A 25,468-nucleotide genomic window follows, 5' to 3' on the forward strand; every position below is an offset into this window, starting at 1 on the left:
CTCACAAAAGGTCGTCGATGTCTTCGGCAAGGTTCTCGGCTTCGGGGCCGACGACTACCTGCACGATGGTTCCTGCTTTCACTACGCCGTGCGCGCCTGCCGCTTTCAGCGCACTGTCATCGACCAGGCTCGCGTCGTTGACTTCGGTGCGAAGCCGGGTGATACACGCTTCGATTTCGACGATGTTGGTGGCGCCGCCGAGCGCGGTGAGGATGCTTTCAGCCTTGGACATGGTCACTCCCTGTTCTGTATGGCTCAGATCACTTAAATTCTGACCAACCTATTGACAACTGATGAGGCGATTGCTCATTCTGAAGTCATCAACAACTGGTCATAACCAGACAGTACCTGTCGCAACCAGAGTGGGCAAGACCACAATTTTAGTTTCCACCCGACACCCCAACTGAGGTTTCTCATGACCGCAACAACGCAAGGCGCGGAGACGGCGCCCAAACAAAACCGGGCTCTCGCCGGACTCCAGCGCATCGGCCGCAGCCTCATGCTGCCGATCGCCGCGCTGCCGGCCGCTGGTTTGCTCCTGCGCCTCGGCCAGGACGATCTTCTAGGACGATTCTCCGCACTTGAGATCCCAGCGAGCGTCATCTCCGCCGCTGGTGGTGCGCTATTTTCCAATCTTGGTCTGATTTTCGCGGTGGGCATCGCGATCGGGTGGGCCAAGAAGGCAGACGGATCTACGGCACTGGCCGCGGTGGTCGGCTACATGGTCCTTATGGGGGTGTTTGAGGCCCTCTCGCCGGTCGTGCTCGACGGCCAGACCGAGCCTGGCGGCGGCCAGCTGATGATCAACTACGGTGTGCTCGCCGGTATCGTCACCGGCTTGCTCGCCGCGATCTTGTGGCAGCGCTTCTACCGGAAGACATTGCCTGACTACCTCGGGTTCTTCTCCGGACGCCGACTGGTGCCGATCATTACCGCAGTCGTCATGATGCTGGTTGGTGTCCTCATGGCGCTCATCTATCCACTGTTCAACAACGGGCTCACCTGGGTTGGTGAGACAGTCAACGAGAACAGCGTCATCGGCGGCGGCGTCTACGGCATGATCAACCGGCTGCTGATCCCGCTCGGACTGCACCATGTCGTCAACTCCGTGGTCTGGTTCATCGTCGGTGAATACGACGGAGTCCGCGGCGACCTGCCCCGATTCTTCGCCGGAGACCCACACGCGGGCATCTTCATGACCGGCTTCTTCCCGATCATGATGTTCGCACTCCCCGCAGCGGCCCTGGCAATCTGGCATGAAGCACGCCCGAAGCAGAAGAAGGTTGTCGGCGGCATCATGCTCTCCACCGGGCTCACCGCGTTCCTCACCGGCATCACCGAACCGCTCGAATACTCCTTCATGTTCATCGCGTGGCCCCTGTACCTGATGCACGCGTTCCTCACCGGAACGTCCCACGCGCTCGTCAACGCCCTCGAGATACGCGACGGCTTCACATTCTCCGCGGGCCTCTTCGACTTCGTCCTCAACTGGGGTAAGGCCACCACGCCCTGGCTGCTTATACCGATCGGCTTGATGTACGCGGTCATCTACTACGTGATGTTCCGGTTTGCGATCCGCAAGTGGAACCTCCGCACCCCAGGCCGGGACGACGAAAACGGTGCCTCAAACGGCGCCACGGCCGACTCCTCCGCCACCAAGTAAGCCCACACCAAAGGAAAGCACCCGAAATGATCACACGCACCGCAGTCATCGGATCCACCGTCGGCCTCCACGCGCGTCCCGCAGCACAGTTCACCCGAGCCGCTGCGGACACGGGGCGCCCCGTCACCATCGCTGTCGAAGGCGGTAAGCCAGTTGACGCCACCAGCCTGCTCGCTGTCATGACACTCGGTGCCGGGCACCAGCAGGCCGTCATTCTTTCCACGGATGACTGCAGCGGCGCCGCGGAGGCACTCGATTCACTCGCCGCCCTGCTCAGCACCGATCTCGATTCCTGATTGGACCCTGCCACATGTTTACCGGAATCGGAGTAAGCCCCGGGAGCGCGGTCGCACCCGTCCTCCGCCTTGCACCGCCGATCACCACCAGCCCGCAAGACTCGGACAGGGGCCCCGCATCGGACACTGCGGCTCAGCTTGCGGTGCTCCGGGAAGGCTTCACCAAGGCGGCGGAGGCGCTCAAGGCCGAGGCGAACGTCAGGGACGGTGAGGCACGTGACGTTCTCAACGTCGCGGCACAGATAGCTGGCGACAGCGCCCTGCACGCGTCCGCGGAGAAACACGTGAAGGCGGGCATGCCTGCCGGTCATTCCGTGACGCTGGCGGCCGCAGAGTTCGCGGAGATGCTCGAAAAACTCGGTGGATATATGGCGGAACGCGCCGCCGATCTTCGAGGCGTGCGTGACCACGTGGTCGCGCTCATCAAAGGTGTGGCAGTGCCGGGAGTTCCGCAACCGGGCCATCCTTACGTCCTTGTGGCGAAAGACCTCACACCAGCGGACACCGCGACTCTCGGGGGCAGCGACGTCGTCGCGATCGTGACGGAGGAAGGCGGGCCCACCAGCCACACCGCGATCCTTGCGCGGGCACTCGGCATACCAGCCGTCGTCGCTGCTCGCGGGGCTAGCGAACTCGACGACGGTGCGGAGGTGCTCGTCAACGGAGCGTCCGGAGTGGTCTACGTGAACCCGTCTGCTGAGCAGCGTCAGCGTGCTCTCGCCGCAAGCGCCGCAGCGCTCGTCACCTCTGGCTCGGGATGCACCCAGGACGGGCACCCGGTTGGATTGCTCGCGAACATCGCCGGACCCGCTGACGGAGTCGCCGCACTCGAGGCTGACGCGGAAGGAGTGGGGCTGTTCAGAACTGAGTTCGCTTTCCTCGACCGATCGACAGCTCCCACGTTCGATGAGCAGAAAGCCCTGTACACCGCGGTTCTCGCGCCGTTTGCTGGCAAGAAAGTCGTCGCGCGAACGCTCGATGCGGGCGCCGACAAGCCGCTCCCGTTCCTGCCGCTCGGAGCAGATGAGAACCCGGCGCTCGGGGTCCGCGGCCTGCGGACTCGGGTGCGGTTCCCAGAACTGCTCGAGAACCAGCTGAAGGCGCTGGCTGCGGCAGGTGCGGAATCGAACGCTGACCTCTGGGTGATGGCGCCAATGGTTGCTACTTTCGACGAGGTCGCGGAGTTCACTGCGCTCGCTCGTGGTTACGGAATTCGCACGTGCGGGGCAATGATCGAGGTGCCGTCCGCGGCTCTCCGGGCTGGCGACATCCTCAGCGAAGCTGATTTCGTCAGCATCGGGACGAATGATCTGACGCAGTACACCCTCGCCGCGGACCGCATGCTTGGTGCGGTCGCACCGCTCCTCGACCCGTGGCAGCCAGCGCTGCTCGACCTGGTGGCCCTGACAGTGAACGCATCTGAGGGCAAGCCGGTAGGTGTATGTGGCGAAGCCGCCGCCGACCCGCTACTGGCCCTCGTCTTCGCGGGACTCGGCGTCTCGAGCCTGTCGATGGCCCCGCGCGCTATTGCCGGTGTCCGCACTGCCCTGCTGGGGGTGACTTTTGCGCAGTGCCAACAGACTGCAGAAGCAGCACGGAAGGCGCGTACGGCGACGGAGGCGCGCAATGCGGTACGGGATCTGGTTCCCGCCGCGCTACTAGCCGAACTGGGTCTCGCGCAAGACGGTCTGGCATGACGGCGCTGCGCGGCCGGATCATCACCGGCACAGAGATCATCGGCGATGGTGTCGTCGAGTTCGAAGGCGACACCATCACGTGGGTTGGGCATACCCGGGACTTCGCTGGCCAAGCGACGGAGACGGGTGCCACGCTCATTCCCGGTTTCGTCGATGTGCACTGCCATGGTGGCGGCGGCGCCGGATTCACGGGCGACCCAACTGCCGCTCGCACAGCGGTGCGGTACCACCGGGCGCGCGGTACGACGACGCAGCTCGCAAGTCTTGTCTCCGCACCGGGGGAGGTGCTGGAGAGTCAGGTCCAGAACTTGGCTCCGCTCGTCCACGCCGGAGATCTCGCCGGAATCCACCTGGAAGGGCCATTCCTGTCCGCCGCGAAATGCGGGGCGCAGGACCCAGCGGCGATCGTTCCCGGGGATCCTGCCCTGCTGAGTCGCGTGCTTGATGCCGGTGAGGGAGTGGTGCGCAGCCAGACCCTCGCCCCTGAAACCGCCAACTTCCGCCAGCTGACCCACCTACTGCGCAGCCACGATGCGGTGCCTTGCCTCGGTCACACCTCAGCGGACGCCGCGACCACCCGCGCGGCGATGCTCAGCTCCCCAGGGATGTGGTGCGCCACCCACCTGTTCAATGCGATGCCTCCGCTGCTGCATCGCGAACCAGGGCCGGTTGCTGCGTGCCTGAGCGCCGCGGCCGCTGGTGACATGGTCGTTGAACTCATCGCCGATGGGGTACACCTCGCACCCGACACGGTGCGCATGGTGTTCGATCTGGTGGGCCCCAGTCAGATTGCACTCGTCACGGACGCGATGGCCGCAGCCGGTATGGCTGACGGTGACTACATGCTCGGCGCGCTCGACGTCAGGGTCGACGGGGGAGTCGCGCGGCTGCGTGAGGCCGAGCATTGCGGCGCGGATGGCAAGCTTCCAATTGCCGGGGGGACGGCAAGCATGATCGACATCCTCAAACACACCGTTGCCGCTGGTGTTGACCTCCTCAGCGCAGTGCAGGCCGCGACCGTCACCCCAGCCCGGCTCATTGGCGCTTACGCTGGAAGTATCGCTGCTCGATACCCCGCCAATATCGTCGCTTTGGATGATCACCTCGAACCGCGCAGCGTGTGGTTCAGGGGTCAGGAAATCGGGACCCGGACGATCTCCGGTGGCCCACTCCCCGCTCCCAGCCACCCATAACGGAGAGCCCTTCATGGAAATAAGAATTGAAGCCCACGTCGCTCACGTCGCCGTCTCAGCGGCCGATGTGCTTGAAAGCTACATCCGGTCCGGCCCAGTCACCTTAGGGCTCGCGACCGGCTCCACACCGGTGCCCACGTACCGGGAGCTCATTCGCCGGCATCGCGAAGAAGGCCTGAGCTTCGCTCGCTCGCGCGCCTTCCTGCTCGACGAATACGTGGGGCTCGCGCGCAGTCATCCCGAGTCGTATTACTCGGTGATCCGTTCCGAATTCGTCTCGCACGTCGACCTCGCTGACACAGCAGTCCAGTCTCCGGCCGGTCAGGCAACAGATCCCGAGCAGGAGGCTGCCCGCTATGAGGCCGCGATCAGGAGCGCAGGAGGGGTCGACATACAGGTGCTCGGTATCGGCAGCAATGGGCATATCGGCTTCAACGAGCCGGGCGAACACCTTGACTCCCGAACACATGTCGGCCTCCTCGCGGAGCAGACGCGCACCGACAATGCCCGGTTCTTCGAATCAATTGACGACGTGCCGCGCCGCTGCATCACGCAGGGGCTTGGGACGATCCGGGAAGCCCGGCATCTCCTGCTCATCGCCACAGGCGCAGCGAAGGCGGAGGCTTTGGCAGCCGCGCTGCACGGCCCCATCACATCGGACTGTCCAGCTTCAGTGCTGCAGTTGCACGAGAATGTCACCGTGATCGCGGACAAGGCGGCTGCGAGCAGGCTGCAACGCGCGGACTGCGGGGCCGCGTAGGCGTTGCCGTTGTGGGAAAAACTAGTGCAGAACAAATGATGCGAGAACGTGGTCCAATGCCTCGAAATCCCGCTCGTCGTTGATCTGGATCTGCACACCGATGACGGCGCTGCGGTCTTCGGGCATCACGCTCACGATGATGTACACCGCGCCGGTGCCGCCGCACTCGTCGAACATGTCGTACATGCCCGCGTAGAGGGGATCGGAGTAGTCGAAACGTCCCGCATAGTTGCACACCTGGTCGAAATTCTCAGACAGACGATCCAGGTAGGACGTTTCGTCGTAGGAACTCGCAAGGTCGGCTGACGCTGTGACGATCACTCCCGGAGTGTCCCAGCTGTTGGTGAACGACTCGAGATCGCTCGAAGCCCGAACATCGATGAATTGCGCACCGTCCCGGGAGAACGGGGTCCCATCGACGTCCGACCATTCAGCGGGCACCTCGACGGTAATAGCACCGGACTCGTCGGCGATCGTCACAAAGCTCTCGTACGGCGCCGCGGAACCTGTACTGACTTCGTCGGCGAGTTCGTCCGCGAAAGAGAACTTCTGTTCGAGCGGACTCCCACCGAGCTGTCCCGCCAGGACTTCGTCGTTCGCGAATCTGACGACCTCGATCGCCATTACGTCGTCGGCGGAGCGGCTGCGCAGAATGTCACAGAAGTCGGCCATCGTGCCGTCAGTCGCGAGTTCAAGCCGCTCGAGGTGGGTGATGATGTCACCCGGTTCAATGCCTGCCTCCGCTGCGACCGACCCTGACGCGACAGCAGCAACCCACACACCATTGAGGCCCGCGCCGTCCGTCACAGCCTGACCGTTGATGCCGATGGAGGTGACATTTTCACCTGAACGGAGCCGGTCGATCAGCGGCCTCGCCTCCGACGGGCTGATGGCGAAATACTGGCGGGTGTCATGGTTGCCCGCGTAGTTCACACCAACGACCTTTCCGTCTGCAGTGACCAGCGGTCCGCCGGAATTCCCGGGGTTGATCGTCGCGTCGTGCTCGATGACGGAATCGACGGAAGCCCAATCGGTGTTGCCGTCGGCCCGTGCTTTGGAAATGATCCCGCGGGTCAGTGTGAATTCGGGATCACCCAACGGGTATCCGGCGGTGTACACGTCGAGTCCGACGTTGGCCTCTCCGTCATGCCAGTCGAGGGAAGGGAAACCCTCGCCTTCCACATCGATGACGGCAAGGTCGGAGCACTCGGAGTAGCCGAGGACGCGGGCGTTGCGCGGCTGGTCCTCACCGTCGATGTACACGCGCAGCAGCGCGGCGCCAGTGACGACGTGATTGTTGGTGACGACGATGCCGCTGGGGTCGATGATGAAGCCGGATCCGCTGCCAGCGGCATTGAGCTGCAAACCGACCTCAGGGTCGACGAACGTACCTTCAGCGACGATCCGGACAGTCGCGGGCCGGACCCCGTCGAGACGGCTCTGCGTTGTCGAGCCGGCGTTGCCATCGGACTCCGGCTCGCTTCCGCATCCGGCAAGCATCAGAAATGCGACGGTCACTATTCCGAGCACAGCCCGCGAATAACCGCCACCAAATGGACGCAGATTAACCCCAGCCATCAGGTCCTACCTTTCACGGTGAACACGATGATGGTGGGGCGTCATCCGCCCGGCCATCTAGAAAGATCGTACTCCGCGCCGGGGCGTTAGCTCAGGCGCTCGAGGATGATCGCCATGCCCTGCCCGCCACCCACGCACATGGTTTCGAGGCCGAACTGCTTGTCGTGAGTCTGCAGGTTGTTGATCAGCGTGGTGGTGATGCGAGCGCCCGTCATGCCGAATGGATGGCCGAGTGCGATAGCGCCACCGGAAACGTTGAGTTTTTCTTCGTCGATCCCGAGTTCCCGGGCCGAACCGAGGACCTGCACGGCGAACGCTTCGTTGATTTCGACGAGATCGATGTCGGAGAGCGCCATCCCTGCCGTGGCGAGCGCACGCTTAGTGGACTCGATGGGGCCGAGCCCCATGATCTCAGGCGACAGGCCAGACACCCCGGTGGCGACAATCCGGGCAAGCGGTGTCAGTCCGAGCGTTTGTGCCTTGGTGTCGCTCATGATGACGAGGGCGGCGGCACCATCGTTGAGCGGGCACGCGTTGCCCGCGGTGACGGTCCCATCAGGCCGGAAAACGGGTTTCAGCTGGCTGATGCCCTCGTAAGTGGTTCCGGGGCGTGGCCCGTCGTCCGTGGTGACCTTGGAGCCGTCAGGAAGCGTGACTGGGGTGATTTCTCGCTCGAAGAAACCCGAATTGATCGCAGCTTCAGCGCGGTTCTGTGACCGTACGCCCCAGCGGTCTTGCTCTTCCCGGGAAATGCCGGTCAGCTGCGCGACGTTCTCCGCGGTCTGTCCCATGGCGATGTAGGCATCGGGAAGCAGCCCGTCTTCGCGAGGATCGTGCCAGGTGACACCGCCCTGGGCGGTGACGGCGGTTCGCTCCTCAGCCTCAGCGAACAGCGGGTTCTTCGTGTTGGGCAATGAATCAGAGTTGCCATGGATGAAGCTCGATACGCTCTCCACTCCGGCGGAAATGAAGACGTCACCCTCGCCCGCCTTGATAGCGTGCAGCGCCATCCTGGTGGTTTGCACCGACGATGCGCAGTAGCGAGTAATTGTCGTGCCCGGCAAGAAGTCATGCCCCAGCATGACGGCGACCTTGCGGGCCATGTTGAAGCCCTGCTGGCCACCAGGGAGTCCGCAGCCGAGGATGAGGTCGTCGATCTCCGTGGGATCGAGTTCGGGAACCTTGGCGAGCGCAGCGCCGACCATTTGGGTAGCGAGATCGTCGGGCCTGATCTCTTTGAGCGAGCCCTTCATTGCGCGCCCAATTGGGGACCGGGCGGCAGCGACGATGACGGCCTCAGGCATGAGAACTCCTCTGTTCACCAACTAGCGGAATCTGGATAGTGCCTCGTACAAGCCTAGTCGGGGATCAATTGCTGCGCCGCGAAATTTTTCCGCCGCTGTCAGCCGCCGAATTCCCGTGCGGTCCGTGGGGTGTCAGGCAGTTCGCGGTCGAGTGAAGCCCGGTAGGCGATGCATCCCCGCATGAATTGCGGCCACTCTGGAACCTCGAGTTCGGGTCTGGTCTCTTCAGGAAGCAGCCCCCAGAGCTGCGGATGATGCCAGCAGAGGGCATGTGCAGTGCTATCGCGGTGTTCGCGGATTCCCGCGCGCAGCCGGCGAACTTCAGCGCGGAGCGTTTCGATGCCCATCTCATCAACATCGTCATCCGTGTCCATCACACAATTCTGCCAACTTCTGGGGGTGTGCAGCACCCGTTAGTCGGGGAATGGCGACTTCTTGTGTCTGCGGTGCTCCTGGGCAACACGCGTCAGTCTCGCGGCGGGATCGTCGCCGAACGGACTCGGGGCGGGCTGCGCCGGCGTGGCCAGCTGTGGGGGATTTAGGTGCTGGAACCACAAGCGGTTGACCGCATTCCATAGCCGAACTGTCGGCCGGCGGGCTTCAGCTGCGACTGATACCTCGGGCAGCTCCTCGAGTGGGCCGCCCTTCCACACGCCGAGTGCGGTGCAAAGCACGGGCAGGAGGTTCTCCGCGGCGAGCTCATAGCCGGCAGGCGACGGATGGAAGCGGTCGGACGAAAACAGGCGGTCGGGGGCATCGAGGAACTCGGGCGTCAGCAGGTCTGCGAGCGGGACCGCGTGCCCGCCCTCCAGTCGCGTGACATCAGACTGCGCGCGAGCGAGGCGCAGGCCCCAGCGGCGAATCACGAATCGTAGAGGCTGCGGGATCTCACTGACGATGCCGAAATCGGGGCAGGTCCCTACTACCACGATCACACCATGTTCCTTCAGGCGCCGCACCGCCTCCCGGAGGCGGCCGGCAGCCCTTCGTACGGATTGGCGCGCGGTCACATCATTGGCTCCGACAAGGATCACGGCGGCATCTGGCGGGCTGCCCGCAATGAGCGCCGCGTCGACCTGCCCCTTCAAGCCTTTGGAGGTTGCGCCGCTGATCGCTTTGGTGCTCAGCCGCACGCGCTTGCCGGATTCCTCTGCGAGACCGCGGGCGAGGCGTACGCCAGGAGTCTCGTCCGCGAAGGTCGCGCCTAGCCCTGCTGCGGTGGAGTCTCCGAAGATCATCAGGTGAATATCCGCGTTGCGGGTCTGGCTCCAGCGCTCGGGCCGTCCGCCATCTGGGTGGTAGACGCCGTCAGCTTCTGGAGGGAAGGGCGGCAGTTTGCCGATACGTCCGCGGGCGGTGCGAGCCTGTGCGGCGAGGAAATTGTAGGTCGCCCAGCTTGCCGCGCCCGCTGAGGTGGCGCCGATGACGGCTGCCGCGGCTGCCCGGGCGGCCACATGTCCTCGCGTATCGGAACGCCTGGCCCGCGAAGGCAGTAGCGGGTGAGGTCCAGCCACACCCTCACCTCCCTTTCACGGTTGCAAACTAGGCGCCTAGCCCACCCAAATTTATACCGCTGTCCTGGTCCTCGCGCCTCCGGAGTGGGCGGTGTTGGACCGCGATGCGTACATGTCGCGCAACATCTGGAACGATGGAGGTATGCGCATTGCAGAACACGTGGTCGACCTCATCGGCAACACGCCGCTGGTGAAGCTGAACTCAGTGGCCGATGGTATCCCCGGCATCGTCGCTGCGAAGATTGAATACCTCAATCCTGGCGGCAGCTCTAAGGACCGCATCGCCCTGAAGATGGTGGAAGCGGCGGAAAAAGAGGGCAAGTTGAAGCCGGGCGGCACTATCGTGGAGCCCACCTCGGGCAACACGGGAGTGGGGCTCGCCCTGGTCGCGCAGCAGCGCGGCTACAAATGTGTCTTTGTCTGCCCTGACAAGGTCAGCGAGGACAAGCGCAATGTTCTGCGTGCCTATGGCGCTGAGGTTGTGGTCTGTCCCACCGCGGTGCCGCCGGACCACCCGGATAGCTACTACAGCGTTTCGGACCGGCTGACTGATGAGATTCCTGGCGGTTGGAAGCCGGACCAGTACTCGAATTTGAACGGCCCGGATAGCCACTATGAAACGACGGGTCCCGAAATCTGGCGGGATACCGAAGGCAAGGTCACGCATTTCGTTGCCGGGGTCGGTACGGGCGGAACGATCACGGGTACGGGTCGCTACCTCAAAGAGGTGTCCAACGGCGCGGTGAAGATCATCGGCGTGGACCCAGAAGGCTCTGTGTATTCGGGGGGCAGCGGCCGGCCGTACCTTGTAGAAGGCGTCGGGGAAGACTTTTGGCCGAGTGCCTACGATCCTGCGATTCCCGACGAAATCATTGCGGTATCGGATGCCGACTCCTTTGAGATGACGCGCCGGCTAGCACGGGAAGACGGACTGCTAGTGGGTGGCTCCTGCGGCATGGCCGTCGTCGGTGCGCTCGAGGTGGCACGCCGCGATGGCCCAGACGCCGTTGTTGTGGTCCTCTTGCCCGATGGTGGCCGCGGCTACATGTCGAAGATCTTCAACGACGCGTGGATGTCCTCGTATGGGTTTCTGCGGACCAGGCTCGACGGCTCGACCGCGGCTTCGACTGTCGGTGACGTGCTGCGTGGCAAGTCCGGCAAGCTGCCTGACCTCGTTCACACGCACCCGCAAGAGACTTTGCGCGACGCGATCGAGATCATGCGTGAGTACGACGTCTCCCAGATGCCTGTTGTAGGTGCCGAACCGCCAATTATGGCGGGGGAGGTGCGGGGCAGCATCAACGAGCGGGACCTCCTTGGCGCAGTTTTCGAGGGCCGGGCACACCTTGCGGATCCAGTCAGCAAGGTGATGAGCGACGCACTGCCGCTGATCGGTACAGGTGAAACCGTCGAGGACGCCCAGAAGGCGCTCGCGGACACGGATGCGTTGATGGTGGTCGAGGATGGGAAGCCAATTGGCGTGATCACACGCCACGATCTGCTCGTGTTCTACAGCTCGGGCCGTGCCTGACCTTTACGCTCGCAGAATCCGCTACAGATACCCGAGATTTCCTTAGGAAACATCGTGAGGAAATCCGCAGTATCTGTGGCGGATCTGTGTGTACTTGGACCTGCAGCCCTCAGTCCCTAATCAGGCGCACAGCTCCGGGGCCTTCGGCGGCGAGTTCGTCGCCCGGGTTGAACAAACGGCACCGCTGCAGGCTGAGGCAGCCGCAGCCGATACAGCCATCGAGGCGGTCGCGGAGCCGCTCGATCTGGCGGATTTGCTCGTCGAGGCGTTTACGCCAGTGCCGCGAGAGACGGGTCCAGTCTGCGCGTGTCGGCGTACGTTCGCATGGGAGTTCCGCGAGGGCGTCGCCTATCTCTGTGAGATCGAGGCCGACCTGCTGCGCAGTCCGGACAAACGCCACGCGGCGAAGAGTGGAGCGTGCGTATCTCCGCTGGTTGCCAGAAGTCCGCTCGGAACGGATGAGTCCGAGCGATTCGTAGTAGCGCAATGCCGACGCCGCGACACCAGACCGCTCCGAGAGCTCTCCGATCGTCAGCAGATGCTCGTGTCTAGCCACATGATCCAGAATAGCCTCTGACTTCAAGTGAACTTGAAGTCATGCGCGAATTGCGGGAGTTCCGCGCCTGGTAGAAGAGGCGGAACTCCCCAACTCTGTATGCGGCAGATCAGCGTCTGAGTGCCCGGCGAATAGCACTTGGGGTGCGGTGCCAATTCGCGCGGACCATCAGTACGAGGACCACGCCCAGCACCGCCGGTATTAGCGCCAGGTAGGCCGGGTGTTCGTCGAGGAGGTGGACGAAAGTGGCACCTGTCATGATGATTGCCAGGCCCGCCGCCGCGAGTGCGGCAAGTGCCGGTATCAGGAGGCCGATTCCACCCGCGACCTCGGCGGCACCGATGAAGTAGCGGAACCATTGGCCCCATCCGAGTTCTTCGAACCCTTCGACTTGTTCTGGATCACCGGCCAACTTCACCGCACCCGAGTAAGCAAAAAGGGCGCCGAAGAGAATGCTGAGGGCCCAGCGTCCGGTAGTCCGAAGGGGATGAGGGGTGGTTGCGGGTTCTCGTACCAGCGTGCTTTGACTCATGGCTGCTCCTTGTGTGTGAGGCTCGGTAGCACGTGGGTCGATTGATGCGGCCGCACATCGACGTGTCGATGAAAGAAGCTGTCGTCTGTTCCTTCCGACGAGATCAAACGTAGAACTTCAAGTTAACTTGAGGTCAATGAGGTGTGTCGGTTGTCACACCTGATCATCCGAACCTCCGGGCGATGAGGCACGTCCAGGCATGGGGCCCGGCGCCGCCTTCGAACTCGCGCACCGCGCCAAAATCGCCCGGCAGGGCGGCGCTGAGGTGGCCATGCGGAATTCTCCACCGTGATCCCGCCACAGGCGAAGCTAGCGCTTGCCAGCCGAGCACGCCGTCTGGGGTGACAGCGTTGCATGCGTGCTCAAATGCGGCGGCGTCCCAGAAGAACGTCGCGAGGACAATCGCGAAGTGCCGAGGCGTGAAGGGGTGGGCGGCGGCGTCCGCTTCGACGAGGTCTATTAGGTCAGTGACTCCGAGCCGCGCAGCTTCGTCCGCAAGTTGATTGAGTGCGACATCAGAAACATCGACAGCGACAACCCGGCGCCCTTCGCGGGCGAACTCGAGTGCAGAGCCTGAAGTGCCACATGCGATTTCGAGCACCGGTCCGTCAGGCGGGTCAATGGCGCGCAACTGGCTGACGAGGGGCGAAACCCTAAAGGAGGGTGCCTGCAGCGAATACCGCCGATTCCACCGCTCCTGATCGGGGCTTGCGCTCATGGCTCCTGCGGAGGTGTTGGACTCACAATCGACAGGATAGACGGGATGGCCACGGTGCTCAGCGGCGTGTAAACGAACTCGAAGTTGGGTACGACCTGTGAGTAAGCAGCGGGTTCCCGCCTGAGTTTTCAATACCCCCGGGTGTATAGTCGCTAGAGAGCTGAAGTCCACAGCAGGAGGCCGAAGATGCACATCACGACCATCGAAACCTCGAGTCTGGGAGATCGCTCCTACCTGATCGATGACGGCGCGGTCGCGGCCGTGATCGACCCCCAGCGTGACGTTGACCGCGCACTGGCGGCGGCAGGCGAGCGCGGTGTCGCGATCACGCACGTCTTCGAAACACATATCCACAACGACTACGTCACCGGTGGCCTCGAGCTCTCGCGGGTCACTGGCGCTCAGTATGTTCTTTCGGAAATGGACGACGTTGAATTCCGGCACCGGGCAATCTCCGACGGAGAGGTGCTGAAGGTGGGAGCAATGCGCTTCCGGGCGATGCACACCCCGGGGCATACCCACCACCACCTCAGCTACGTCCTGCTCGACGAGGCGGGTGAACCGAAAGCCGTCTTCACGGGTGGCTCCATGCTGTATGGCACGACGGGGCGTACGGATCTCCTTGGGCCGGAGCACACTACGGACCTATCGCACAAGCAGTTTCACTCGGTACGCAAGCTCGCGGAAGAACTCCCGCCGAATGTCGAGGTCTATCCAACGCACGGTTTCGGCAGCTTTTGTTCGGCGACGCAATCATCGGGGAACGAATCCTCCACCATTGGCGAGGAACTGCAAGCGAACCCTGCTCTCACGCACGATGAGCAAACTTACGTCGACGATCTCTTGGCGGGCCTGAGTGACTATCCCGCCTACTACGCGCACATGGGGGTCATCAACAGCCAGGGACCAGAGCCTGTAGACCTGCGCGCTCCTGAACCGGTCGACGCGGCTACCTTGCGGCAGCGCATCGATGACGGTGAGTGGGTTGTTGACCTGCGTCAGCGCCGTGCGTTCGCGGCGGGACATCTCGCCGGCACGATGGGGTTTGAACTTTCGACGTCGTTTGTCACCTATCTGGGCTGGCTGTACCAGTGGGGGGCGCCGATCACGCTTATCGGCGGTACGTCCGAGCAGGTGCTTGACGCCCGCCGCGACCTCGCACGAATCGGTATCGACAATGTCACCGGCGCTGCCGTGAGCACACACGAGCATCTCGCGGACCTCGCGCTCACGGCCAGCGACGTGCGGTCTTACCGTGTCGCGACCTTTGCTGACCTCGCTCGCGAGAAGGACGTTCGTGAGATTGTTGTGCTCGATGCGCGGCGCAAGGATGAGCACAATGCGTCGGCGATCCCTGGTGCACTCAACATCCCGATCCATGAGGTGCTGTCACGGCGTGATGAAGTGCCCGAGGGGGAGATCTGGGTGCATTGCGAATCGGGTTATCGCGCATCGATCACTGCTTCGATTCTTGATCGCGATGAGCGTGAAATTGTTCTTATTGATGATGACTTCGATCAGGCTGAGCAGCACGGGCTCGTACCGGAATCCTGATTACGTGGCTTCGAGGATGGTGCGGACTATCAGTTCCGCGCTGATACCGAAGGCGATGACGAAAACGAGGTAGGCGAACCATCGCTGAAGACGCTGGGCGCTGATTTTGGTGCTGAAGCGGCCCGCCACGAGTGAGCCTACGATGGCGGCCGCCGTGAAGAGCGCGGTGATCTTCAGATCGAGTGAGACGCTGCCGATATACCCGAGGAGGCCCGCTGCGGAGTTCGCGGCGATGACTACTAGCGACGTTCCCACGGCAACGGGCATGGTGATCCCAAGCAGAAGAACCAGCGCGGGGATGACGAGAAATCCGCCGCCTACGCCAAACATGCCGGTCACGAAACCCACGCCGATGCCCGCTGGGATCGACCGGCTCGAGCATCGGCGCCAATTGACTTTAGCGACGCCGGTGCGGGAGTCGACCACTGTGCATGCCGTCCCCACATGGTCAGGTTTGCGCAGCATACGGATACCCGCCGCGATCATGACGACGGCGAAACCGGCTAATAGTATGTCCTGCGGCACTGCTCGGCCGACGACGGTGCCCAGCGCTGCCGCTGGCATGCCTGCGGCAGCGAAGATGGCCGCGAGCCGCCAGTTGATGAGCTTCTTGCGGAAGCGGGGATACGCTCCCGTCGTCGCAGCTGCAGCCACCACAATGAGCGACATGGGAATGGCCTGTGTCACTGGCAGCCCAATGATGTACACGAGAGCGGGCACTGCGAGAATCGCGCCCCCGCCTCCGAGGAGACCGAGGAGCACGCCGATAACCAGTCCGATGATGGTAATGGCGGCGGCCGTTGCCATGGTGCTCCTTGGTCGCGACGAGTGAAGGCATTATCGAGAACTATACCCCCTAGGGTATGTAAGTGTCAGTTATACAGGCCACTTTCGAACGCGATGACAACGAGTTGCGCACGATCACGGGCTCCCAGTTTGCTCAGCAAACGACTCACATAGGTGCGGGCCGTCGCGGGTGAGATGAACAATGCCGCGCCGATTTCCTCGTTATTGAGGCCGCGACCCACAGCCGCGAGGACCTCCGTTTCGCGGCCAGTCAGATGTTTGAGCGTGTCACTGCTGGGCGACCGCGCTGTTGAACGGGCCAGCTGCCTCAGCACCGTTGCGGTCACCGCAGGGGAGAGCAGGGCATTGCCTCCGGCCACAGTTCGTACTCCGGCGCGCAGTTCTTCTGGTGAAATGTCCTTCAGCAGAAACCCAGACGCGCCCGCCCGGATCACATCGAGGATCAGCTCCTCATCATCGAACGTTGTCAGCGCAACGACCCGGCAGGAACTCAGCGCGGGATTCGCCGTAACTTCGCGCGTCGCCGAAACCCCGTCCAGCACGGGCATCCGGAGGTCCATGAGTACGACATCCGGCCTGTGCACCCCGGCCGCAGACACACCGCTCCGTCCGTTGGACGCTTCACCCACGACCTCGATATCGCCGTCACGCTCGAGAAGTGCGCGCAAACCAGTGCGTACCAACTCCTGGTCGTCAACCAGCAATACACGGATCATGTAGCCCCCTGCGCAGGTAGCTGAGCTTCCACAACGAATCCCTCCGGGCCGCTTGCCACGGCAAGTGTGCCGCCAATGCTCTCGGCGCGTTCCCGCATGCCTGTGAGGCCATGACCAAACCTCACGTCAGGGCAGCCGCGACCGTTGTCGGCGACGCGAAGAGCTAGCTCACCCTGCTGATGGCGCAGCGAGATTGCGATGCGACTCGCGTGCGAATGCCGAATCACATTCGTCAGCGCTTCCTGCACGATCCGATACATCACGCTTTCTGTGGCGTCACTAGTTTCCCCACCGTCGCGCTCAACAGTGACATCAATGCCCGCGCGCCGTACTGCAGTTGCCAGCGATTCAAGGGAAGTCTTGCCCGGACTCTCGTCAGGGTCGCGCAGAACCTTCACCGCCGAACGTAACTCACGCATCGTGTTTCCAGCTGCTTCCCGGATATGCCGCAGCGAATCTGCCACGACAGAGTCGTCACGCCCAAGCGCTTCGCGCGCGACGTCACTATGCAGCGAGATCACAGACACCGTGTGGCCGACGGCATCATGAAGTTCGCGAGCAATCCGCAGGCGCTCCTGCTGCACGCGGGACGCCGCCTCGTACTCACGTTCCTGCTCCGCGAGCAGATCAAGCTGTTCCTGGCGGTTCCTCAAGAGCCGGCCTGTCCGCACGCTCCACCCGAGTGCCACGGCCGCCGCCATCAGCCCCGCAGATGACGCGAACTCGTACCCGAACAAGTAGCCGGGATCCTCACCATCGATCAGCCGGAAGTACGAAGACACGGCGAGCAGTGCGATCAGGGTGCCAGCAGCCCACCGTATCCGTCCCGCATCAGCGGCAGCGTAGAGGGCGGCACCTACCGGCACAGCGAGGCCGATTGGCGGGAATTCCAGCGCGTAGTACACGCAGATGCCGAACGACGTGAAGAGTAATACGAGAACAGGCCGCGTACGGCGCATCATCATCAGCGCCCCGAATCCAAGCGCGAACGCGTATGCGAAGGGATCAGGGCCGCGTGCGCCGCCGAGATCCATCGAGATGGCGAGGACCACCACGAGCGTCACCGCGACACCCAACAGAGCGTCCGTGACGAGCGCGGCGCGTGGGTATGCTCGCAGCTCCTGCAGACCCGGAGACATGACACCGATTCTGTCAGGGTGCATCAGGGTGCCGCATACGTTCAGAGGCGACAATCACCACGCACAGCGTCGACACTAAAGTGCCGCATCACAGCGGATTCGCGTCGAAGCTGCAATTCGTAGCGTCATACGCATGACATACGAAACGCAAGAATACCGGCGCCACCACGGCCGGGCCCGGCTCGCCTGGCCCTTCATCATAGGACTCGGCTCGCTGGCGCTGCTCGAACCGGTTACTCACGCTCTAGGGCTGTTCGGCGAGATGCATCCCGGCGCCCGCCATTTCGCCATTCTTGCCGGAGTGTCGGTTATCTGGCTGGCCCTGGTTGCCTACGTGCGACCCCCGCGGCCATTCTTGACGGTGATTCTCGCGGGTGCTTGCTACGTGACGGTAGTCGCGACAGCAGGTCTTATTGTGGGCCCACTCATCGGTATCGGCGGCGGCTCACCTGGCCTCTGGGTCTTCCCGATCGCCGTGGTATCGATGGCATCCACCCACATGATCTGGTTCGTCGTGGTGGCGGCAATTGCACACGTCGTCACGCGGGAAGCGCCACAATGAAGCGCATCGGTCCCCTGATTCTCGCGGTGCTCTTCACTCTTAGCGGCTGCGGCATCTTCGCAGGAACGGACTACACAGGCCGGGTGAGCTTTGATCGCCCACTCCCGATCCCGCCGCTGCAAGAAGGCACGGTTGACGATCAGGGACGCCGCGAATTCACGCTGACGGCGCGAGAAGGCAGCTCTCAGCTCGTCAATGGCATGACGACGCCGACATGGGGTTTCAACGGTGACTACCTAGGTCCGACGCTGCGCGCCGCACCCGGTGAACGCGTGCGGGTGAATGTGACTAACGAACTCGGCGAAGCAACCTCGGTGCACTGGCACGGTATGCACCTTCCGGCCGCCATGGACGGGGGACCCCACCAAGAGGTTCAGCCAGGTGGCACATGGCAGCCCGAATGGGAGATCAATCAGCCGCCGGCCACCCTCTGGTATCACCCGCACCCACACGAGGCCACGGAAAAGCACGTGTATCGAGGTCTGGCCGGACTGTTCCTGATCGACGAGCCCACTCAACACCTCCCGTCCGAGTACGGCATTGATGACATTCCACTCATCGTGCAAGACAAGCGCTTCACTGAGACTGGCGAGTTAGTGTTCGACCACTCGTCGGCGGTCGGAACCCTAGGTGAATCGATACTCGCCAATGGGATTGAAGGGGCATACCTAGACGCCACGACGGAGAAGGTACGGCTCCGTCTGCTCAACGCATCAACAGCGCGGATCCTCACGTTCGCGTTCGAGGACGAGCGAGAGTTCGCACAGATCGCGACTGATGGCGGACTGATGGAAGCCCCTAACTCCACGCGCCAGCTCACCCTGTCGCCTGGTGAGCGTGCAGAGATCGTGGTCGAGCTGACACCAGGCGAGGAAGTGAATCTGCAATCCCACCCCACACCCGGATATCTGCTTGGTGCGGGATCAGGACTTTCGGATAGCTTCGACATCCTGCAAATCCGTGCGGCGGACAGGCTGTCACCCAGCCCCGCCTTGCCTGCCGAGTTGTCGGACATCGATTGGCTGCGGGCATCCGACGCTGTCCGTCAACGGCCAATGCGGCTATCCAACAGATCAATCAACGGCAGCGAAATGGACATGAGCCGCATCGACGAGGTCGTCACCGCCGGATCGACCGAAATCTGGACTGTATCCGCGGCCGACGGATACCCGCACAACTTCCACATCCATGACGTGCAGTTTCACGTGCTCGATATCGATGGCGAGCCACCCGGACCGCATTTGCGCGGATGGAAAGACACCATCCTGCTCGAGCCGCATAAGGAACACCGACTAATCATGCGGTTCAGCAATTACGCTGACCCCGACGTGCCCTACATGTACCACTGCCACCTGTTGTGGCATGAGGACGAGGGGATGATGGGCCAGTTCGTCGTTGTTGACGAAGGTCAGCCACCGGGTTCACCGTCGGGGAGCCACCACCATTGAATGCCCCGCATGAGGGCATCGTGCGCGTACTGTCAGTAGACAGCTGAGCGTGCTGAGGAGGAACACATGCAGCAAAGACGCTGGGGTGCAATGGTCTTCACGGCCTTCATGTCACTTCTGACGCTGCCGCTTGCGGCATGCGGCGCGGGATCCACTGCTGACGGCGGTGGGGAAGACTCGCCACGAGGTGTCTCGGTGGTGGGTTCGGGAAGAGTGACGGGCCAGCCGGACACGCTGCGCGCGACAGTGGGAGTCGAAGTCGAACGCTCCACGGTCCAGGAGGCACTCGACGATGCGAACGCCGCTGCGCAAAGCGTCATCGATGCGGTACGCGGTGCCGGGGTGGAGCCAGAGGACACGCAGACGAGTACGTTCTCGATCACCCCGGGCTACGACAGGCCGGAGCCAGGCGAGCCACCACAGATTCGCGGCTATGTGGTCAGCAACCAGCTAGAGATCAAGATCCGTGAACTCGATTCAGCTGGCGCAGTCCTGCAAGCAGCTACTGGAGCAGCCGGTGACGACGCGCGCATACACGGCGTGCAGTTCTCGCTCGAAGACAACGAGGCCCTCCTCGAAGCCGCGCGTGAACGTGCTTTCGTGGACGCGCGGACCCGCGCTGAACACTATGCGGATCTCGCGGATCGCAATCTGGGTGACATCGTCAGCATTTCGGAAGAACTTTCGGCGCCGCCACCATCCGTCCGAGCGCAGGAAGCCCAGTTCGACGGGCTCGTTCCTATTGAGCCCGGAGAAGTGGAGGTAGAGGTGAACGTTTCCGCACGATGGTCGCTGGGCTAGCTCTCGCCCTAAACGTCGCGCGAATCAGCGGAAGGCGTTCTCGCCCGTCAGGGCTTGCCCGACCACGAGCTGGTGAATCTCGGACGTTCCCTCGTATGTGAGGACAGTCTCGAGGTTCGAGGCGTGACGCATCACCGGGTACTCCAGCGTGATGCCATTGGCGCCCAAAATCGTCCTGCAGGTACGCGCAATCTCCAGGGCCTCGCGTACATTGTTCAGCTTGCCGATGCTGACCTGTTCGGAGGTGATCTTCCCGGCGTCCTTCAGCCGGCCCAGATGCAGGGCCAGCAGCATTCCTTTCCCGTATTCAAGCGCACCGTCAGCGAGCTTCGCCTGGGTAAGCTGATACGCGGCCAGCGGCTTGTCGAATACTTCGCGTGACTTCGCGTAATCGATCGCCGTTTCCAGGCAGTCTCGTGCGGAACCCATCGAGCCGAAAACAATCCCGAACCGCGCCTCGGAGAGGCAGCCGAGAGGTGACTTGAGACCCTTCGAGTCGGGTAGGACAGCATCGTGGGGCAGTCGCACATCGTCGAACGAAAGTTCCGCCGTCACAGAGGCGCGCAACGACAGCTTGTGCTTCATCTCGCGAGCTTCAAAGCCCTTCGAATCCGTGGGGACGAGGAACCCACGTATGCCATCTTCCGTGCGTGCCCACACGACCGCGACGTCGGCGAGCGTGCCATTTGTGATCCACATCTTCGACCCGTTGAGGAGCCAATCGTCACCATCTCTACGGGCACGGGTGCGCATGCCGCCAGGATTCGACCCGAAGTCCGGTTCGGTGAGCCCGAAGCAGCCGAGCTTCTCGCCGCGCGCCATGTCTGGGAGCCATTGCTGTTTCTGATCTTCAGAGCCATAGGCATAGATCGAGTACATCGCGAGCGAACCCTGCACCGACATGAGGCTGCGCAGGCCCGCGTCAGCAGCCTCAATTTCGTGGCAGACCAGGCCGTACGCGGTCGCAGATACGCCCGCGCACCCGTAACCGTGCAGGTGCATCCCGAGCATGCCGAGCTTCCCGAACTCTTTCGCCACCTCTCGCGCGGGAAGGGTGCCCGCCTCGTACCACTCAGCGACGTGGGGGCGGAGATGCCGGTTCGCGAACTCCCGCGCCGTGGCTCGGATATCTTTCTCTTCCTCGTTGAGCAGCGGGTCGAGGGCGAACAGTTCATTGAGCGACGTCATCCTCTATATCTACACCCAATCACGCCGCCCACCGCCGGATCGCGGCCGTTGCGGCCACTCCCAGGGTCACACCGGCGATGAAGGACCGGCCGTCCACCCGGTGGACGAGTTGATCACGCGCGCGCTCCTTCATCCAGACCCAGTCCAGCATCGCCGGGTGCGCGAGGTACCAATCCGGTCGATCGTGAACGACGTCTCTGAGGTAGTCGGTGGAGGCTTTCCAGGTGAATGCAACGTCATGGTCGCCGGGCGGGAGGATGCTCAACGACTTCTCAACTGGATCGAAATGGATCGTGTACTCGCCCACGGTCACGTCCGGATCTGTTTCGTAGATGACTGTCCTGAAATTTGCTCCGCCCCACAGTTGCCGGTTCAGTTTCTTGGCCTGCTGGTACCAGAACTTGTCCTTGTTCTCAGCCATCGCCCGGTTGCAGATCAGAAGATAGCCAGAAAGCAGGTCCCTTGTGGTGTTGCCTTGTATCTTCGCAGCTGAAACGTTCATGATGTCCTCCGTTCAGGCGTGGAATGTGAAGCAGTGGCCGAAGCGGAAGGTCCTTCACTATCGACGCTACCAAAAGCAGTCGGTGCTGCACCCCGGCCGAAATCCATCTGTGCACGTCAACAGAACCCCCGGTTTTTGGCTAGTTTTGTTGACCTGCGCAGATGGATTTGTGAGGGAGGAGTTAGGCTGGCCGACGAAGCGCGACAGCCAGGGCGACGGCGGTGATTCCGACGATTTCCGCGGGAGCGAGAGATTGATCGAGAATCAGCCAGCCGATGACCGCAGAGGACACCGGCAGCAACGCGAGCAGAACCGCAAAATAGGCCTGTCCGGCTTTCCGGAGAATCACCTGGTCAAGCCCATACGGAATGACGTTCGCGAAGAGACCAAGAACAAGCCCGAGCGTCAGCACCGGCAGCAGGGGAGTGTCCGGCTGCCACGACAGCACGATCGTCAGCGCGAACGGCGCCGTCACGAATGCAGCGACGGTGAAGCCGACTGCCAGGCTCTCACGCGGGGTTCCCGCCCCCGCGACGCGTTTACCAAGAATGATGTACCCCGCCCAGCACAGTGCCGCGAGCAGCGCGAACACAATACCGAGCGGAGAACCCGCAAGGTGCACATCAGCGATCAGCACTATGCCTGTGCCAGCCACGAGCAGGGCCCCAATATCGCGCAGCGACCGAGAGCCCCAGGCAGCCACCAGAATCGGGCCCAGGAACTCGATCGCCACCGCCGTCCCCAATGGCAGCCGCGCGATCGCCTCGTAGAAGCTGATGTTCATCAGTGCCGTGATAGTCCCGAATGCGGCGGCGAGTAATAACGCGCGACCTTGCCACGCGGTACGGGCGGGACGAACGACAGCAAGCAGGATCAGTGCCGCGCCGAGGATGCGCAGCCAGGCGACGCCAGCGGGCGCGATGTAGCTGAACAGAAAAACACCCGCTGCTGCGCCGACGTACATGGACGTGCCGCTGACCAGCATCAGCGCGGGCGGCAGGAGGCGATTTCGGGTTGCGTCCGCGGACGGAACCGGGGGTGTGCTCACCTGCACCACTTTCACTGAGGTGTCGATGCGTGAGCAAATGGGATTTATGGTGCCGCCCGCGCCGTACTGTGAACTCATGGATTTTGACGGCGAAGTCGCGGTTGTCACCGGAGCGGGAAAAGGGATCGGGGCCGCTATCGCTCGGGCCCTGAGCGTACAGGGAGCAAAGGTGGTCGTCGCGGATCTGGACGGAGCGGCCGCGTCCGAGGTCGTGAACGATCTGCCGAAGGGCTCGGCTTTCGCGGCTGAGGGTGACGTTTCGGACGAAAGTTTCCTCCAGGAGCTTTGTGATCGCGCCGAGAGAGAGTTCGGGCCCGTCTCCGTGTTCGTCGCAAACGCGGGTGTTATTGGGGCAGGTGGCCTCGACGCGTCCGAAGGAGTCTGGGACCTTTCCCTTGACGTCAACGTGCGGGCGCACATCAGGGCAGCGAAGATACTGATCCCGAAGTGGCTAGCCAACGGTGGTGGCCATTTTGTCAGCATTGCCTCCGCGGCCGGCCTGCTGACCCAGCTTGGTTCGGCGCCCTATTCCGTAAGTAAGCACGCTGCGGTGGCATTCGCTGAATGGCTGGCGGTGACGTACGGCGATCGCGGCATCGGTGTCCATTGCGTGTGTCCGATGGGGGTCAATACGGACCTGCTGAATGACGCCCAACTCGGTGGTGACGAGGGCGAACTCGCTTTCAAGGCAGTTACCACTGCTGGGGCGGTGCTTGATCCGGCGGACGTAGCCGAAGCGGTCCTCGAGGGCATTCGCACTGGGACGTTCCTGATTTTGCCGCACCCCGAAGTGCTGGAGATGTACCGCGCGAAGTCAGCTGATTACGACCGGTGGATCGGTGGGATGCGGTGGTATCAGAAGAAACTTTCTGGCTCGCCCGGAGAATGAGAGGCGGCATGACCGGCATGGACAAGCTGGGTGACGAGTTTCTCGACGAGCTGCAGACAGAGCTCCCGAATGTGTCGATCCTGACGGACCCGGACGTCACCGAGCCGTATCGGCGCGATTGGGCCAAGGATCCGGGTGCGGGGAGCCCCCGCGCCGTTATCCGCGCGACTTGTACCGAGGATGTTCAGGCGGTGATGAGGTGGGCGTCGGCGCACCGGATTCCGGTCGTTCCGCGCGGGGCAGGTTCGGGACTGTCCGGGGGCGCGACGGCTGTCGACGGCGGGGTGGTTCTCACGACGGAGCAGATGCGAAGAATCGACGTCGATCCGGTTACCCGCATAGCGGTTGTGCAACCCGGTCTGCTGAACGCTGAAGTCAAGCGTGCTGTTGCCGAGCAGGGCTTGTGGTATCCGCCGGATCCGTCGTCGTTCGAGATCTGCTCGATTGGCGGCAATGCCGCCACGAATGCGGGCGGGCTCTGCTGCGTGAAGTACGGGGTCACGACCGATTACGTCCTCGGCCTGCAGGTCGTTCTGGCCGACGGTACGGCGGTACGTTTAGGCGGGCCCCGGCTGAAGGACGTTGCGGGGCTGTCTTTGACCAAACTGTTCGTCGGCAGCGAAGGCACGCTCGGAATCATCACCGAGATCACTCTTCGCCTTATCCCGCCGCAGCCTCCAGCGAGCACGGTTGTTGCGTCCTTCTCTTCCCTCGACGACGCGACGGCCTCGATTCTGGCAGTGACGCGGGTAATACGGCCAGCGATGCTGGAGTTTATGGACCAGACCTCCATCAATGCTGTCGAGGATGCGCTGAAAATGGGGCTTGACCGGGGCGCACAAGCGATGCTGATTGCGCAGTCCGATTCGCCCGGCGCGGACCGCACCCGTGAGGCGGAGTTCATCGCAGAAGCCTTCAGCCAGCACAACGCCACTGAAGTCTTCACCACGGATGACAAGGATGAAGGCGAGGCTTTCACTGCGGCGCGCCGATTCGCGATCCCGGCGGTTGAACGGAAGGGCCCTTTGCTGCTCGAAGACGTTGGTGTGCCGATCCCAGCACTTCCGGAGCTGCTCAGCGGGATCGCGAAGATCGCGGCTAATCGGGATGTCACCGTGGCTGTAATCGCGCATGCTGGGGACGGCAACACTCATCCGCTGATCGTGCACGACCCTGCGGATGCCGATATGACGGCCCGGGCTCACCTCGCCTTCGGTGAGATCATGGATCTGGCGATCGCGCTCGGCGGCACCATCACTGGCGAGCACGGTGTCGGACGCCTGAAGAAAGCGTGGCTGCCGAACCAGGTTGGAGACGACGTCATGCTTCTGACCAGACGTATTAAAGAGGCACTCGATCCGGAGGGGATCCTCAACCCCGGCTCGGTTCTGTAGTCGGGCCGACGTGGGCACTACTGGTGGGGTTGCTTTTTTCTGAGCGTGTACGAACGGTACAGATTCCCGGCCTAAACG

Annotated in this window: 26 protein-coding genes; 12 read left to right on the top strand and 14 right to left on the bottom strand. The window is 62.7% G+C overall.

What is annotated here, in order from left to right; translation table 11 throughout:
• Position 1: 1 nt before the first annotated feature.
• Positions 2–259 (bottom strand): PTS sugar transporter subunit IIB, encoded by a 258-nt coding sequence (locus FHU29_RS02095; protein WP_074390801.1) that lies wholly within the window; start codon positions 257–259, stop codon positions 2–4.
• 156 nt (positions 260–415) lie between these two features.
• Here FHU29_RS02095 and FHU29_RS02100 point away from each other — a divergent pair, with 156 nt between their 5' ends.
• From FHU29_RS02100 to nagB, 5 genes are read left to right on the top strand one after another with little or no spacing between them, the layout of a single operon-like run.
• The gene (locus tag FHU29_RS02100) at positions 416–1,663 is read left to right on the top strand and encodes a PTS transporter subunit EIIC (protein WP_064439660.1); all 1,248 of its coding nucleotides are present in this window, start codon (positions 416–418) and stop codon (positions 1,661–1,663) included.
• A 26-nt stretch (positions 1,664–1,689) separates the two neighbouring features.
• Positions 1,690–1,959: an HPr family phosphocarrier protein gene (locus tag FHU29_RS02105; protein ID WP_064439661.1), complete on the top strand. Its 270-nt coding sequence runs from the start codon at positions 1,690–1,692 to the stop codon at positions 1,957–1,959.
• 14 nt (positions 1,960–1,973) lie between these two features.
• Positions 1,974–3,656, top strand: coding sequence for a phosphoenolpyruvate--protein phosphotransferase (gene ptsP, locus FHU29_RS02110; protein WP_064439662.1), 1,683 nt, complete (start codon positions 1,974–1,976; stop codon positions 3,654–3,656).
• On the top strand, positions 3,653–4,849 hold the full coding sequence (locus tag FHU29_RS02115) for an N-acetylglucosamine-6-phosphate deacetylase (RefSeq protein ID WP_064439663.1): 1,197 nt from the start codon (positions 3,653–3,655) through the stop codon (positions 4,847–4,849). Before ptsP ends, FHU29_RS02115 begins: the two co-directional genes overlap by 4 nt.
• 13 nt (positions 4,850–4,862) lie before the next feature.
• A complete protein-coding gene (nagB, locus tag FHU29_RS02120; RefSeq protein ID WP_064439664.1) occupies positions 4,863–5,609 on the top strand; it encodes a glucosamine-6-phosphate deaminase in 747 nt (248 codons plus the stop codon).
• Between the two features lie 21 nt (positions 5,610–5,630).
• On the opposite strand, the gene FHU29_RS02125 is transcribed toward nagB, so the two are convergent.
• The 4 genes from FHU29_RS02125 to FHU29_RS02140 form a co-directional block, all read right to left on the bottom strand.
• Positions 5,631–7,187, bottom strand: coding sequence for a S1C family serine protease (locus tag FHU29_RS02125; RefSeq protein ID WP_064439665.1), 1,557 nt, complete (start codon positions 7,185–7,187; stop codon positions 5,631–5,633).
• 86 nt (positions 7,188–7,273) lie between these two features.
• Entirely contained in the window at positions 7,274–8,491 is a 1,218-nt protein-coding gene (locus FHU29_RS02130; protein ID WP_064439666.1) for an acetyl-CoA C-acetyltransferase, read from the bottom strand.
• Between the two features lie 98 nt (positions 8,492–8,589).
• Positions 8,590–8,865 carry a hypothetical protein gene (locus FHU29_RS02135; RefSeq protein ID WP_064439667.1) on the bottom strand — a complete coding sequence of 92 codons (276 nt, stop codon included), beginning with the start codon at positions 8,863–8,865 and terminating at the stop codon, positions 8,590–8,592.
• 39 nt (positions 8,866–8,904) lie between these two features.
• Complete coding sequence (locus FHU29_RS02140; protein WP_232322931.1) at positions 8,905–9,945, bottom strand: SGNH/GDSL hydrolase family protein; 1,041 nt, start codon at positions 9,943–9,945, stop codon at positions 8,905–8,907.
• A 202-nt stretch (positions 9,946–10,147) separates the two neighbouring features.
• Between FHU29_RS02140 and FHU29_RS02145 the strand changes: the two genes are divergently transcribed.
• A complete protein-coding gene (locus FHU29_RS02145) occupies positions 10,148–11,536 on the top strand; it encodes a cystathionine beta-synthase (protein ID WP_041452101.1) in 1,389 nt (462 codons plus the stop codon).
• Between the two features lie 109 nt (positions 11,537–11,645).
• Here FHU29_RS02145 and soxR read toward each other — a convergent pair whose 3' ends face one another.
• From soxR to FHU29_RS02160, 3 genes are all read right to left on the bottom strand, one after another.
• Positions 11,646–12,092: a redox-sensitive transcriptional activator SoxR gene (soxR, locus tag FHU29_RS02150; RefSeq protein ID WP_064439669.1), complete on the bottom strand. Its 447-nt coding sequence runs from the start codon at positions 12,090–12,092 to the stop codon at positions 11,646–11,648.
• Positions 12,093–12,201: 109 nt separating this feature from the next.
• Positions 12,202–12,624, bottom strand: a complete 423-nt coding sequence (locus FHU29_RS02155) for a DoxX family protein (protein ID WP_083962223.1) — start codon at positions 12,622–12,624, stop codon at positions 12,202–12,204.
• Between the two features lie 163 nt (positions 12,625–12,787).
• Positions 12,788–13,342, bottom strand: a complete 555-nt coding sequence (locus FHU29_RS02160; protein WP_064439670.1) for a methyltransferase domain-containing protein — start codon at positions 13,340–13,342, stop codon at positions 12,788–12,790.
• Positions 13,343–13,528: 186 nt separating this feature from the next.
• Between FHU29_RS02160 and FHU29_RS02165 the strand changes: the two genes are divergently transcribed.
• Positions 13,529–14,896: an MBL fold metallo-hydrolase gene (locus FHU29_RS02165; RefSeq protein ID WP_064439671.1), complete on the top strand. Its 1,368-nt coding sequence runs from the start codon at positions 13,529–13,531 to the stop codon at positions 14,894–14,896.
• On the opposite strand, the gene FHU29_RS02170 is transcribed toward FHU29_RS02165, so the two are convergent.
• The 3 genes from FHU29_RS02170 to FHU29_RS02180 form a co-directional block, all read right to left on the bottom strand.
• Positions 14,897–15,703, bottom strand: a complete 807-nt coding sequence (locus tag FHU29_RS02170) for a sulfite exporter TauE/SafE family protein (RefSeq protein ID WP_064439672.1) — start codon at positions 15,701–15,703, stop codon at positions 14,897–14,899.
• 65 nt (positions 15,704–15,768) lie between these two features.
• Complete coding sequence (locus FHU29_RS02175; RefSeq protein WP_064439673.1) at positions 15,769–16,419, bottom strand: response regulator transcription factor; 651 nt, start codon at positions 16,417–16,419, stop codon at positions 15,769–15,771.
• A complete protein-coding gene (locus tag FHU29_RS02180; protein WP_064439826.1) occupies positions 16,416–17,558 on the bottom strand; it encodes a sensor histidine kinase in 1,143 nt (380 codons plus the stop codon). The genes FHU29_RS02175 and FHU29_RS02180 overlap by 4 nt, the downstream gene beginning before the upstream one ends.
• 133 nt (positions 17,559–17,691) lie before the next feature.
• Here FHU29_RS02180 and FHU29_RS02185 point away from each other — a divergent pair, with 133 nt between their 5' ends.
• From FHU29_RS02185 to FHU29_RS02195, 3 genes are all read left to right on the top strand, one after another.
• Positions 17,692–18,120, top strand: coding sequence for a hypothetical protein (locus FHU29_RS02185; protein WP_064439674.1), 429 nt, complete (start codon positions 17,692–17,694; stop codon positions 18,118–18,120).
• Positions 18,117–19,568 (top strand): multicopper oxidase family protein, encoded by a 1,452-nt coding sequence (locus FHU29_RS02190; protein WP_064439675.1) that lies wholly within the window; start codon positions 18,117–18,119, stop codon positions 19,566–19,568. Before FHU29_RS02185 ends, FHU29_RS02190 begins: the two co-directional genes overlap by 4 nt.
• Positions 19,569–19,634: 66 nt before the next feature.
• Entirely contained in the window at positions 19,635–20,369 is a 735-nt protein-coding gene (locus tag FHU29_RS02195) for an SIMPL domain-containing protein (RefSeq protein WP_064439676.1), read from the top strand.
• Between the two features lie 24 nt (positions 20,370–20,393).
• Here FHU29_RS02195 and FHU29_RS02200 read toward each other — a convergent pair whose 3' ends face one another.
• From FHU29_RS02200 to FHU29_RS02210, 3 genes are all read right to left on the bottom strand, one after another.
• Positions 20,394–21,557 carry an acyl-CoA dehydrogenase family protein gene (locus FHU29_RS02200; protein WP_064439677.1) on the bottom strand — a complete coding sequence of 388 codons (1,164 nt, stop codon included), beginning with the start codon at positions 21,555–21,557 and terminating at the stop codon, positions 20,394–20,396.
• Between the two features lie 19 nt (positions 21,558–21,576).
• Positions 21,577–22,059 carry a hypothetical protein gene (locus FHU29_RS02205; RefSeq protein WP_064439678.1) on the bottom strand — a complete coding sequence of 161 codons (483 nt, stop codon included), beginning with the start codon at positions 22,057–22,059 and terminating at the stop codon, positions 21,577–21,579.
• A gap of 181 nt (positions 22,060–22,240) precedes the next feature.
• A complete protein-coding gene (locus FHU29_RS02210; protein WP_064439827.1) occupies positions 22,241–23,044 on the bottom strand; it encodes an EamA family transporter in 804 nt (267 codons plus the stop codon).
• Positions 23,045–23,183: 139 nt separating this feature from the next.
• Between FHU29_RS02210 and FHU29_RS02215 the strand changes: the two genes are divergently transcribed.
• Together FHU29_RS02215 and FHU29_RS02220 are read left to right on the top strand one after the other, a co-directional pair.
• Complete coding sequence (locus tag FHU29_RS02215; RefSeq protein ID WP_064439828.1) at positions 23,184–23,996, top strand: SDR family oxidoreductase; 813 nt, start codon at positions 23,184–23,186, stop codon at positions 23,994–23,996.
• Between the two features lie 8 nt (positions 23,997–24,004).
• On the top strand, positions 24,005–25,390 hold the full coding sequence (locus FHU29_RS02220; RefSeq protein ID WP_064439679.1) for an FAD-binding oxidoreductase: 1,386 nt from the start codon (positions 24,005–24,007) through the stop codon (positions 25,388–25,390).
• The last annotated feature ends 78 nt before the right edge of the window (positions 25,391–25,468 follow it).

The sequence above is a fragment of the Hoyosella altamirensis genome (assembly GCF_014191505.1).
Taxonomy (GTDB): Bacteria; Actinomycetota; Actinomycetes; order Mycobacteriales; family Mycobacteriaceae; genus Hoyosella; species Hoyosella altamirensis.